Genomic DNA, 12,190 nt, shown 5'->3' on the forward strand with positions numbered 1-12,190 from the left:
CGACCTTGGTCGGCACCGCTTCATCCACGCATGGCCTGGATCTACCGATCGGTAGCGCCGGCCGCTGGCCGGCAACCCGCCAGACCTGCTCCAGGGATACAGAACGACACGCAATTGCGAGCTATTCTCATCAATGATGTAATGGGCAGTCCGCGTCCGCCTCGAACCGTGCCGTGAGCCGTCCTGCCTCTTCCACCGTGCAGCAGCAACAGAACCGTGGCTTCTGGCTGCGGACGCTGCACCAGTGGCACTGGATCAGCTCGGCGGTGTGCCTGATCGGCATGCTGCTGTTCGCGGTGACCGGCCTGACCCTCAACCATGCCGCGAAGATCGAAGCCAAGCCCGAGGTGCAGAACCAGCATCTGGAACTGCCGGCCGCGCTGCTTGGACAGCTCGGCACGCGCGAAGAGGGCAACGCACCGATTCCGCGCCCTGCCCGGCAATGGCTGGACACGCAGCTGGGCATCGCCATCGGCGGGCGACCGGCCGAGTGGTCGCCCGAAGAGATCTACCTGTCGCTGCCGCGCCCCGGTGGCGACGCCTGGCTGAGCATCGATCGCGAGACCGGCGCGGTGGAATACGAATCGACCTCGCGCGGCGCGGTGTCCTACCTCAACGACCTGCACAAGGGCCGCAACGCGGGCCCGGCGTGGGGCTGGTTCCTGGACCTGTTCGCCGTGGCCTGCCTGGTGTTCTGCATCACCGGCCTGTTCCTGCTGCACCTGCATGCGCGGCAGCGGCGCATGACCTGGCCGCTGGTCGGCCTCGGCCTGATGATCCCGCTGCTGATCGCCCTGTTGCTGATCCACTGACTTTTCCCCGTTTCCGGAGCCGCCCCATGCGCGTCACCCTGACCATCGCCCTCAGCGGCCTGCTGGCCACCTCGCCGGCCTATGCCACCACCCTCGACATCAACGTCGAAGTGCCCAAGCTCAACGTGGCCGAATACCACCGGCCGTATGTGGCCGTGTGGCTGGAAGGCGCCGACCAGAAGGTCGCGGCCAACCTCTCGGTCTGGTACCAGCAGACCAGCAACAGCGAAGGCCACGGCACCAAGTGGTTGCCCGACCTGCGCCAGTGGTGGCGCAAGAGTGGCCGCACCCTGCAGGTGCCGGTGGACGGCGTGACCGGCCCGACCCGCCCGGCCGGCAAGCACGCGCTGTCGTTCAACGACAGGCAGCCGGCACTGAAGCAGCTGGCCCCGGGCAACTACACCCTGGTGGTGGAAGCGGTGCGCGAAGTCGGCGGCCGCGAGCTGCTGAAGATCCCCTTCACCTGGCCAGCTACCGCCGCGCAGAACGGCAAGGCGCAGGGCGCCACCGAACTGGGCCAGGTCACCCTCGCCGTCAAACCATAACTGCCTGAGCCGGGGTCGGATCCGTTCCGCAGGAAGGGCTCTGACCCCATCGCCGTATCCCCCGGGGTCAGAGCCCTTTCCGATGGAAAGGGATCCGACCCCTTCCAACTGGAGTCTTCCGCATGAAGCGCACGCTCGTCCTCGCCGCCGCCCTGGCCGCTGCCCTTCCCTTCTCCGCCCTGGCCCACAAGGCCTGGCTGCTGCCCTCGCAGACCGTGATCGCCGGCAACGCGCCGTGGATCACCGTCGACGGTGCGGTCTCCAACGACCTGTTCTACTTCAACCACGTGCCGCTGCGCCTGGAATCGCTGGTGATCACCGCGCCGGACGGCAGCACCGTGCAGCCGCAGAACGCATCCACCGGCAAGTACCGCAGCGTGTTCGACATCGAACTGAAGCAGCCGGGCACCTACCGCATCGCGTCGGTCAATGACGGCCTGTTCGCCACCTACGAGCAGAACGGCGAGCGCAAGCGCTGGCGCGGCAGCGTCGCCACCTTCGGCGAACTGCCGAAGGACGCGAAGAAGCTGGAAGTGAGCCAGTCGGTCGGCCGCGTGGAGACCTTCGTCACCAACGGCGCGCCGAACGATACTGCGCTGAAGCCGACCAACCGTGGCATCGAGCTGGTCGCCGTCGGCCACCCGAACGATCTGTTCGCCGGCGAGGAAGCCACCTTCCGCGTGCTCGTCGATGGCAAGCCGGCGGCCGGCCTGGAATTCGAGATCGTGCGTGGTGCCACCCGCTACCGCAACGCACAGGACGAGCTGAAGGTCACCAGCGATGCCAAGGGCGAGATCAAGGTGACCTGGCCGGAAGCCGGCATGTACTGGCTGGAAACCGGCACCGAGGACAACAAGACGTCGGTGAAGCAGGCCGCCAAGCGCCGCCTGAGCTACGTCGCCACGCTGGAAGTGCTGCCGCAGTAATGACGTGGACCGCGATGCCGGGCAGCCCGGCATCGCACCCGCAACGCATCACCATGACCGACTCCCTGCTCGACATCGCCCGCCTCGGCGGCACCACCATGGGCACCACCTGGAGCGTGTCGCTGGTCGCGCCGCGCCAGCGCGACCTGCACCCGCTGCACGCCGGCATCCAGGCGCGGCTGGACGAAGTGGTCGCGCAGATGAGTACCTGGGAGCCCGGTTCGGACCTGAGCCGCTACAACCGCGCCGACGCGGGCCAATGGGGCGTGCTGCCGGCCGAGACTCGTTACGTTCTGGCCTGCGCACAGGCGATCGCGTCCACCAGTGGCGGCGCCTTCGATCCCACCGTCGGTCCGCTGGTTGCACTGTGGGGCTTCGGTGCACATGCCGGTGAACGCCGCCAGCCCGACGACGCTACCCTGCAGGCCACGCGCGATCGCTGCGGTTGGCAGCGCCTGCAATGGCAGGACGATGCGCTGCTGCAACCGGGCGGGCTGGAACTGGATCTCTCCGCGATCGCCAAGGGCTTTGGCGTCGACCATGTCGCTGCGTGGCTGCGCACACAGGGCATCACTGCCGCGCTGGTCGAAGTCGGCGGCGAACTGGCCGGCTACGGCCGCAAACCGGACGGCCAGCCGTGGCGCGTGCTGGTGGAGTCCGCGCCGGAAGAAGATGCGCACACCAATACCCCGCCGCGGGTGCTGGCGCTGGAGGGCAAGGCGGTGGCCACCTCCGGCGATCGCTGGCACCAGTACCAGGTCGATGGCGAGGCCTACAGTCACAGCCTGGACCCGCGTTCGGGCAGACCGGTGCGGCAGGTTGCGGCGGCAGTGACGGTGGTTGCCGATGACGCGATGCATGCTGATGCCTGGGCCACTGCGTTGACCGTGCTGGGCCGCGAACAGGGCATGGCGCTGGCCGAGCGCGAAGGCCTGGCTGCACGCTACCTGCAGCGTGCAGCAGACGGCCCGCAGGAATTCCTCAGCAGCGCCTTCCAGCGCCTGCTCGACGAGCAGAGCCCATGAGTACCCGGCCGTCGCGCGCGTGGCTCGGCAACGCGCTGGTCCTGCTTCTGCTGGCGCTGATCGGCTGGGCGCTGCTGCGCCTGCACCTCGGTGAAGCGTGGTGGCAGGGTGCGCCACCGGCGCGGCAGTCTCAGATCGCGGTACTCGCCACGGCGCTGTATGCGCTGGCCTGCGTTGCGCTGTGGTGGCGTGGGCGCCCGCGCGACGATGCCGCAAGCGGAGACTCCGCGCCCATCCTGCTGGCCTGGTCCAGCCAGACCGGCTTTGCCCGCGAACTGGCCGAACGCAGTGCCGAGGCCCTGCGCGGAGCCGGCGTGCCAGCGCGCGTGCGCGGACTGCATGAGGTCGACGCCGTGTTGCTGGCCGGCAGCCAGCGCGCGCTGTTCATCGCCAGCACCACCGGCGAAGGGGATCCGCCCGACCACGCCCTGCCGTTCCTGCGCGGGGTAATGGCCACGCCGCCCTCGCTGCAGCATCTGCACTACGGCGTGCTCGCACTGGGCGACCGCAGCTATGGCCACTTCTGCGGATTCGGTCACCAGCTCGACCAATGGCTGCGCCAGCACGGCGCGCATCCACTGTTCGATGCAATCGAAGTCGACAACGCCGATCCGGCGGCGCTGCGTCATTGGCAGCAGTTGCTGGGACAACTCGGCGGTAACGCCAGCGAACTGCCCGACTGGAGTCCGGCCGAGTACCAGCCGTGGACGCTGCTGCAACGCGAGCATCTGAACCCGGGCAGCCCCGGCGGCCCCGTGCATTGGTTGCGCCTGCAACCCCCAGCCGATGCAGATGCGCAATGGCAAGCCGGTGACATCGCCGAGATCGGCCCACAGCACGCATCGCACACCGTGCGTGCCTGGCTGGACACACAACGCTTTGACGCGGACATCGTGCTGGATGACGGACAGACGTTGCTGGCACGCGTCGCGCGCTCGCACCTGCCCTCATTGGTTCCCCCGGGTGATCTGCCTGCGTTGCTGGCGACCCTGCAGCCGCTGCCGCACCGCGAGTACTCGATCGCCTCGGTGATGGCCGACGGTGCGGTGGAGCTGCTGCTGCGCCGCCAACTGCGCGCCGATGGAACACCGGGCATCGGCAGTGGCTGGCTGTGCGACCACGCGGCCATCGACGAACCGGTGCAGCTGCGTCTGCGCCGCAACGACAATTTCCATGGCGTGCCCGCCGATGTGCCGCTGCTGCTGATCGGCAACGGCACCGGCATCGCCGGCCTGCGCGCGCATCTGCACGAACGTGCCCTGCAGGGCGCGCGCCGCACCTGGCTGCTGTTTGGCGAGCGCACCGCCGCGCACGACTTCCACTTCGGTGAAGAACTGCAGGCGATGCTGGCCGACGGCACGCTGGCGCGGCTGGATGCGGTGTTCAGCCGAGATGGCGGCGCGCATCGCTATGTGCAGGACCGGCTGCTGGCCGAAGCGGCAACGCTGCGGCAGTGGGTGGATGAAGGCACGACGATCCTGGTCTGCGGCAGCCTGCAGGGCATGGCCCCGGCGGTGGATGCGGTGATCGAGCAGGTGTTGGGTACTGCGGGCAAGGAAGCGCTGTTGCTGGCCGGTCGTTACCGGCGCGATGTGTATTGAGGTTGCCCCATCCACGCATGGCGTGGATCTACTGAACGCACCGACGCCCGCGAACCGCCCTCTTGTGGGTGCGAACCGCGTTCTGGTGGGTGCGAACCGCTTCTGGTGGGTGCGAACCTTGGTTCGCACCATGACGCGGCATCGGCGGCCGCAGCCACGCCATGCGTGGATGGCGCCCACCGGCGCCCAGGAATCATCCCGCTGCTGCACTGACCCGTATCGCCAGCAACTCGCCACCGCCCTGCAATGCGTGCCGCTGACGTTCGCCGGCCGCCAACCATGCGGTATCGCCCGCCTGCAACGCCGGCAGCCCGCTGTCGGCACCAAACTCCGCCTGACCGGCCAGCATATGCAGCGCCCAGGCCACGCCCGGTTCGCAGAAGAAGAACATCGCGCCCACCAGCGGCCGGTGCAGCAGTTCGGCCTGCAGCAGCTCGCGCTTCCACATCAGGTTGAAGTCGTGGGTGGTGCCATCGACCAGTTCCCCGTGCAGTGTCTCCTCACCAGCAAACCGCACTCGTCCGTGTGGCGGCAGCACTTCCGCCACGCGTCCATCGTCGAAGCGCAGACGCACGCCATTGCCCTGCAGCAACACCAGTTCACGCTCCACGCCGGGGAAGGCAGAGAACGCGGCATCCTGTTCGATTTCGGCCACCGACAGGCGCAGCGCCCAGTCATCCCCCTGCGCGGGCAGGCGCAGGATCTCGCGGGTCCAGCCCAGGCCGTTGCGCCAACGTTCGCGGCGGTAGTCCAGGCTGGAGATCACCTGGCTCGGAGTGTGCAGCAGGGAGTCGATGTTCATCGGCGCATTGCATCATGCCGCGCGCCGTCGTGCATCACCGCGTGGCGAGCGTGCCCTGGCCACCGCACCCGCCGGCCAGCAGCTGCGAGTGCTTCAGCCAATCCTGGTCGGGGTAGTAAGCAAACACCATCGTGCCGCCACGCAACGCATCGATCAGCGGCCTGGCCACCGACAGGCGCACCGCCGGGCAACCCAGGCTGCGGCCCAGCCGCCCCTGCAGCTGTGCGGTGGCCGGATTCACGTACGGCGCGCCGTGGATGACGATGGCCCGTTCCCGCGCCTTGTCGTTGAAGCCCGGTTCCAACCCCGCCAGGCGCAGCGAATACCCATTGCCGCCCATGTAGGTCTCCTGCGCAGTGAACGCGCCGAGGCTGGACATGAAGCTGCCATCGCGGTTGGAGAAGTGCTCGGTGCGGTTCTCGCCACTGTTGCGGCCATGCGCCACCCACTCCTCGAACAGCAGGCGCTGGTGGGCCAGGTCGAACACCCACAGGCGCGGCTCGGTGGACGGGCGCGAATAGTCGATCACGCTGAGGCGATCACCATTGATGCCCAGTTCCGGCCGCTGCAGCGCACAGCGCATGGCGTGCGCCGCCAGCTGCAACACGTGGCGGTCGGCCTTGGGCGCACTGCGCGACAGCAGGGCAGCCAGATCATCGGCGCTGGTGGCAAGGGCGGGCGTCTGTGCCAGCGCCGGGGCGCTGGCCGAGGTCGCCAGCAGGCCGAACGCGGCCAGCCGGCACAGGCGGGATGCAGTCATGGGCACAACGAGGGTACTCAGTTGCCCTTGAGGGTGGACCCTGGCGGCTCGGATTCCAAGACCGGCTGCATTCCGGATTCAGCCGGGCTTGGGCGGACCGCCGGCAGCGAGGTCACCAGCAGGGTCGTGCCCGGCACCAGCACCTGGTACAGCTGGCGGGCGAAATCGGGCGGCAGCGCCATCGGCAGCGAGGGCGTGGCCAGCAGGTCCGGCGTGGCCTGGGCACGGTCCTGGCCCAGCAACGGGTAGGCCGTCCACTGGTGCAGGCGCTGGTTCACGTCCAGCGGGCTGGGGGTGTCGCTGTAACCCTGCCCCATCACGAACAGCGTGGTGCCCTGGAACGCCGGCAGGGCGTCAGCCTTCAGCGGCGATTCGCCGATCATCACGCCATCGCGCAGCACGTACAGGCGCTGGTCGTGCAGGCTGACCAGGATGCCGACCTGCCCGGCCGGCGCCGCGCTGTCGTCCCACCAGGCCTGTGCCGGGGCTCCGCCCTCGGCCTCCGGCAGCGCCTGGCCGCGCGCGTTCACCGGCGCCAGCACCGACGGATAAGCCAGGGTCATCGGTGAGCTCTTGGCATCGGCCACGACCACGGTATCGCCGCGCTGGGTTTCGCTGAACAGCTTCTGCGCGAAGGCCTGCGGCAGGCGCACGCAGCCGTGCGAGGCGGGATGCCCGGGCAGGCTGCCGCCATGCAGGGCGATGCCGTCCCAGGTCAGCCGCTGCATGTACGGCATCGGCGCGCTGTTGTAGAGGTTGGACCTGTGGTCCTTGTCCTTCTGCAGGATGGTGAACACGCCGGTTGGCGTCTCGTGCCCGGCCTTGCCCGAGCTGATCGTGGTCAGGCCGATGGCAATGCCGTTGCGGTAGACGTAGGCGCGCTGCTCATCGAGGCTGACCACCAGCACGATCGGGCCGGTCGGCGAAATTTCCGGATGCCAGAGGTATTCGCCCGGCTTGAGGTCGGTCGGCCCGCGCACTTCAGCGCTGCTGGCTGCGGCAGCCGTGGGCTTGCCAGCCGCTGTCGGCGCAGCGGCATGGGCCAGCAGCGGCAGGGCCAGTGCAAGGGCGAGCATCAGGGTGGTGGGGCGGAGCGGGAGCATCCAGCGGGGGTCCTTTCCATGCGGTGCGGCCACCGTACACCATCGGCCCGTGGTGGCCGCGGCAAAACCAGGCGCCGGAAATGAAACTGCCCGGCGACACAGCCATGTGTCGTACCGGGCAATCGTTACGTCCTTGTCGGCCTGCTGCCGCCCCCTCGCATCCTGCGCTGTGGGGGTAGCGTTGCATCCTGCACGCGGCCGCGTCTGTCCTGCTTGTATCTCAGCCCCTTCCACAGGTCTGTGATGCCACCATCCTGGTGATTGGTGCCGCGTCCTGCGGCGGTCGGTGGTCACGGCCGTCCTGTCCGTGACCGCTGAACCAGCTTCCTGCCGGTTCCGACGATTCCTGCTGTCAGCGCCTCGGTACGGTTCGCACCGGTACCGATCCGGGTACCGGATCCGCCGGCAACAACCTGTTGCCTACGGTGATCCGCTGTCGATTCCGTTCGACGATTGCTTTCCCTATCCCCTTCACCTGCGTCAGGTCCTCGACGCGATGAAACGGGCCGTGTCTGCGCCGGTGCTCGACGATCGCCTCGGCCTTGGCGGCTCCGACCATCGTCAATCCCTGCTGCAGCGCCTGGGCATCGGCGCGGTTGATGTCGATCGGTTCGGCGGCATGCGCCCCAGCGATCCCCATGACCAGCACCAGTGCCCTCAACACGACAAACCAAGGCACAACGTGTATCTCCTTGTGATTCTGGCCGCCCCGACCGGCAATCCCGTCGGTAGGAACAGTGTCCGTCACCACATGCACACAGCCTATCGGTTTCCCGGATTTCCGTAAGCCAGCCAAATACCCGACGTGATGTAGGAAAAACCCTACCCGTGGCACAGGCGTAGAATGGCCGGATCAGCCCATGCAACCGGAGTTTCAGATGGACAGCGCCAAGCTCGGCCAATTCGTCAATGACAAGTGGGACAGCGAGATCGTCCCGCAGTTGGTCGACTACATCCGCATTCCCAACAAGTCGCCGATGTTCGACGCCAATTGGGTGCAGAACGGCTACATGGAACAGGCGGTCACGCTGATGGAGAACTGGGCCAGGGCCCAGCAGCTGCCCGGCCTGAAGGTTGAAGTGGTGCGCCTGGAAGGCCGTACCCCGCTGATCTTCCTGGAAATTCCGGCCACCGGCGCCGAGACCGGCGACGACACCATCCTGCTCTACGGCCACCTGGACAAGCAGCCGGAAATGACCGGATGGGACGACGACCTCGGCCCGTGGACCCCGGTCCTGCGCGGCGACAAGCTGTATGGCCGCGGCGGCGCCGATGACGGCTACGCCATCTTCGGCTCGCTGGCCGCCGTGCTGGCGTTGCAGGCCCAGGGCCTGCCGCACGCGCGCTGCGTGGTGCTGATCGAAGCCTGTGAAGAGTCGGGCAGCTACGACCTGCCAGCCTACGTCGACCACCTCGCCGACCGCATCGGTAAGCCGTCGCTGGTGGTCTGCCTGGATTCGGGCTGCGCCAACTACGACCAGTTGTGGTGCACCACCTCGCTGCGCGGCCTGACCGGCGGCAATTTCACCGTGAAGGTGCTCAACGAAGGCGTGCATTCCGGCGATGCCTCCGGCGTGATCCCGTCCAGCTTCCGCCTGCTGCGCCAGATCCTTTCGCGCATCGAGGACCAGGAGACCGGCCGCATCCTGATCGACGGCATGAACGTCGAGATCCCGGCCGAACGCCTGGAACAGGCCAAGCGCGCCGCCGAAGTGGTGGATACCGAGATCTTCGAGAAGTTCCCGATGGTCGACGGCCTGCGCCCGATGAACGAGGACCTCACCGAGCTGGTGCTCAACCGCACCTGGCGCCCGGCGCTGTCGGTCACCGGCGTCGGTGGCATGCCGCCGCTGGAATCGGCCGGCAACGTGCTGCGCCCACAGACCTCGGTGAAGCTGTCGCTGCGCCTGCCGCCGACGGCCGATGGCAAGACCTGCGGCGAGCTGCTGAAGGAAGCGCTGCTGCGCGACCCGCCGAACGGCGCGCAGGTCACCCTGGACCTGGAAAAGGCCTCCACCGGCTGGAACGCCCCGGCCATGGCGCCGTGGCTGACCCAGGCCATCGACGACGCCAGCCAGGCCTTCTTCGGCAAGCCGGCGATGTACATGGGCGAAGGCGGCTCGATCCCGTTCATGGGCATGCTGGGCGAGAAGTTCCCGGGCGCGCAGTTCATGATCACCGGCGTGCTCGGCCCGCACTCCAATGCGCACGGCCCGAACGAGTTCCTGCACATCCCGATGGGCAAGAAGGTCACCGCCTGCGTGTCCAAGGTGATCAGCGAGCACTACGCGGCCAGCCTGCGCGGCGAGACCAGCGGTTCGCCGGTGGCTGCCGACAGCGGCACCCGCCACGGCGACCACGGCTGCTGCTGATCCGGCACCCGTGACGGACGCAGCCTGGCCTTGCTAGGCTGCGTCCACCCTTGGCGGAAATCGCTCGCATGAATGGTCTGTTCGGCAGCAGCAGCTGGCTCTACATCATCCTGGTCGGCTTCTTCGTCGGCCTGCTCGGGCGTTTCTTCATGCCCGGCAACAACCGCATGGGCTGCCTGCTGACCATCGTGCTGGGCATCCTTGGCGCCCTGGTGGCCGGCTGGTTCGGCCAGTACATGGGCTGGTACGCCCCCGGTGAGCCGGCCGGTTTCCTCGGTGCGGTAGTGGGTGCGGTGGCCGTGCTGGCCGTGCTGCGCCTGTTCAGCGGCCGTCGCTGACCCCGTCCCTCCTTCCCTTCCTGTTCCCGACGTTGGCGCGCCCGGCGCGCCCGGATATGCCTGCATGACCGAACCCGCCTCCGATCCCCAGCGCAGCGCGCAGCGCCTGCAGTGGGCCCGTACCCAGCTCGATGATGCCAACGCGGTGGTCGAACGCGCCTCGGTCGATGCCGGCATGCGCAGCTACTGGCGCACCACCAGCACGCGCGGCAGCCACATCGTGATGGATGCCCCGCCGGGGCTGGAAGATCCGCGGCCGTGGCTGCGCATGCGCGGCCTGCTGCACGACAACGGCCTGCGCGTGCCCATGCTGCTGGCGCAGGATCTGGATGCCGGCTTCCTGCTGCTGGAAGATCTCGGCGGCCCGACCCTGGCCAGGATCCTCGACGAGCGCAATGCCGATGAGTGGTTCGGCCGCTCGATCGAACAGCTGCTGCGCCTGCAGGCGATCCCGGTGCCGGCCGACTTCGGCCAGTTTGGCGAGGCGCTGCTGCAGCGCGATGCCGGCCTGTTCGACGAATGGTTCCTGCAGCGCCACCTGAACCTGGAGCTGGACTGCGGCGAGATCGAAGGGCTGCAGCTGGTACACCGCCGCTTGATGGACAACGCGCTGGGCCAGGCCCAGCTGATGACCCACCGCGATTACATGCCGCGCAATCTGATGCCGGTCGAAAATGGTCCCGCAGTGCTGGATTTCCAGGACCTGGTGCGCGGCCCGATCGCCTACGACGCGATGAGCCTGTTCAAGGACGCGTTCCTTAGCTGGCCGCTGGAGCGTGTGGACGAGTGGCTGGCGCAGTATCACGAGCGCGCCCGCGACGCCGGTCTGCCGGTGCCCGACCGCGCCACCTTCCTGCGCGATGCCGACTGGATGGGCATCCAGCGCCACGTGAAGATCCTGGGCCTGTTCTGCCGGCTGCGTTACCGCGACAACAAGGGCCATTACCTCGACGACGCACCGCGCTTCATCACCTATCTGGATGAAGTGCTGCCGCGCTATCGGGAACTGGCACCGCTGCAGCAGCTGCTGGACGAGCGCATCAAGCCGGCGCTGGCCGAGCTGGGTGCACCGATGCGCGTGGCCCGATGAAGGCGCTGGTCTTTGCCGCCGGCCTCGGCGAGCGCATGCGCCCGCTGACCCTGCACACGCCCAAGCCGCTGCTGGAAGTGGCTGGCAAGCCGTTGATCGTCTGGCACCTGGAACGCCTGGCCGCACTCGGCGTGCGCGAGGTGGTGGTCAACACCGCATGGCTGGCCGAACAGTTCCCGGCGACGCTGGGCGATGGCAGCCAATGGGGCCTGCACCTGCATTTCCTGTACGAAGGAGCGACCCCGCTGGAGACCGGCGGTGGCATCCTCAACGCCCTGCCGGTGCTGGGCGATGCCCCGTTCCTGGTGGTGAACGGCGACATCTGGACCGATTTCGATTTCGCCACGCTGCCGCGCGAGCCGCGGGGCCAGGCGCACCTGGTGCTGGTCGACAATCCGGTTCAGCACCCGCACGGTGACTACCGCCTCGATACGCAGGGGGTGCTGCACCACGATCGCGAAGGCCCCTGCCTGACCTATGCCGGCATCGGCGTGTACCGTCCTTCGATCGTGGCCGACTGGCGCACGGTGATCGGCGAGGCGCCGGGCAGCGAGCGGCTGCCGCCGAAGTTCTCGGTGGTGCCGCTGCAGAAGCATTTCATGGCGCAGGGGTTGATGACCGGGCAGCACCATCGCGGGCGCTGGACCGATGTCGGCACCGTGGATCGCCTGCGTGCGCTGGATGCTGAGTTGGCGGCGAACGGCTGAGCCCCTCGTGGCTGGTCGCTCAGATCAAAAGCCGTGCTTGGCCGGGCGGGTGGGCCATGCAGGGGACGCTGCAAGTACGTCCCTGTAAGCTCGATGGCGCCATCCATGG

At 68.1% G+C, this 12,190-nt stretch carries 13 protein-coding genes; 9 read left to right on the plus strand and 4 right to left on the minus strand.

Annotated features, from left to right (window positions below):
* The first annotated feature begins 173 nt into the window (after window positions 1-173).
* The 5 genes from AC5P68_RS09355 (at window position 174) to AC5P68_RS09375 (ending at window position 4,909) form a co-directional block, all read left to right on the plus strand.
* Window positions 174-812 carry a PepSY-associated TM helix domain-containing protein gene (locus tag AC5P68_RS09355; protein WP_099529796.1) on the plus strand — a complete coding sequence of 213 codons (639 nt, stop codon included), beginning with the start codon at window positions 174-176 and terminating at the stop codon, window positions 810-812.
* A gap of 26 nt (window positions 813-838) precedes the next feature.
* Window positions 839-1,357, plus strand: a complete 519-nt coding sequence (locus AC5P68_RS09360; RefSeq protein WP_005408420.1) for a DUF2271 domain-containing protein — start codon at window positions 839-841, stop codon at window positions 1,355-1,357.
* A gap of 122 nt (window positions 1,358-1,479) precedes the next feature.
* Window positions 1,480-2,283 carry a DUF4198 domain-containing protein gene (locus tag AC5P68_RS09365; protein WP_005408419.1) on the plus strand — a complete coding sequence of 268 codons (804 nt, stop codon included), beginning with the start codon at window positions 1,480-1,482 and terminating at the stop codon, window positions 2,281-2,283.
* 53 nt (window positions 2,284-2,336) lie between these two features.
* A complete protein-coding gene (locus AC5P68_RS09370; RefSeq protein WP_033835582.1) occupies window positions 2,337-3,308 on the plus strand; it encodes an FAD:protein FMN transferase in 972 nt (323 codons plus the stop codon).
* Entirely contained in the window at window positions 3,305-4,909 is a 1,605-nt protein-coding gene (locus AC5P68_RS09375) for a sulfite reductase subunit alpha (RefSeq protein ID WP_231522607.1), read from the plus strand. Before AC5P68_RS09370 ends, AC5P68_RS09375 begins: the two co-directional genes overlap by 4 nt.
* A gap of 193 nt (window positions 4,910-5,102) precedes the next feature.
* Here AC5P68_RS09375 and AC5P68_RS09380 read toward each other — a convergent pair whose 3' ends face one another.
* From AC5P68_RS09380 to AC5P68_RS09395, 4 genes are all read right to left on the minus strand, one after another.
* Window positions 5,103-5,711: a HutD/Ves family protein gene (locus AC5P68_RS09380; RefSeq protein WP_231522606.1), complete on the minus strand. Its 609-nt coding sequence runs from the start codon at window positions 5,709-5,711 to the stop codon at window positions 5,103-5,105.
* Window positions 5,712-5,745: 34 nt separating this feature from the next.
* The gene (locus tag AC5P68_RS09385; RefSeq protein WP_231522605.1) at window positions 5,746-6,471 is read right to left on the minus strand and encodes a murein L,D-transpeptidase catalytic domain family protein; all 726 of its coding nucleotides are present in this window, start codon (window positions 6,469-6,471) and stop codon (window positions 5,746-5,748) included.
* 17 nt (window positions 6,472-6,488) lie between these two features.
* Window positions 6,489-7,574, minus strand: a complete 1,086-nt coding sequence (locus AC5P68_RS09390; protein WP_087803688.1) for a L,D-transpeptidase — start codon at window positions 7,572-7,574, stop codon at window positions 6,489-6,491.
* 352 nt (window positions 7,575-7,926) lie between these two features.
* Window positions 7,927-8,253 carry a ComEA family DNA-binding protein gene (locus AC5P68_RS09395; protein WP_024958219.1) on the minus strand — a complete coding sequence of 109 codons (327 nt, stop codon included), beginning with the start codon at window positions 8,251-8,253 and terminating at the stop codon, window positions 7,927-7,929.
* Window positions 8,254-8,452: 199 nt separating this feature from the next.
* Here AC5P68_RS09395 and AC5P68_RS09400 point away from each other — a divergent pair, with 199 nt between their 5' ends.
* From AC5P68_RS09400 to murU, 4 genes are all read left to right on the plus strand, one after another.
* Window positions 8,453-9,946: a M20 family metallopeptidase gene (locus AC5P68_RS09400; RefSeq protein ID WP_005408412.1), complete on the plus strand. Its 1,494-nt coding sequence runs from the start codon at window positions 8,453-8,455 to the stop codon at window positions 9,944-9,946.
* 68 nt (window positions 9,947-10,014) lie between these two features.
* Window positions 10,015-10,284 carry a GlsB/YeaQ/YmgE family stress response membrane protein gene (locus AC5P68_RS09405; RefSeq protein ID WP_005408411.1) on the plus strand — a complete coding sequence of 90 codons (270 nt, stop codon included), beginning with the start codon at window positions 10,015-10,017 and terminating at the stop codon, window positions 10,282-10,284.
* Between the two features lie 64 nt (window positions 10,285-10,348).
* Window positions 10,349-11,374, plus strand: a complete 1,026-nt coding sequence (locus AC5P68_RS09410) for an aminoglycoside phosphotransferase family protein (protein ID WP_231522604.1) — start codon at window positions 10,349-10,351, stop codon at window positions 11,372-11,374.
* Entirely contained in the window at window positions 11,371-12,081 is a 711-nt protein-coding gene (murU, locus tag AC5P68_RS09415; RefSeq protein WP_231522603.1) for an N-acetylmuramate alpha-1-phosphate uridylyltransferase MurU, read from the plus strand. The genes AC5P68_RS09410 and murU overlap by 4 nt, the downstream gene beginning before the upstream one ends.
* Window positions 12,082-12,190 lie beyond the last annotated feature (109 nt).

The organism is Stenotrophomonas sp. YJH_SMC_58 (assembly GCF_059369635.1).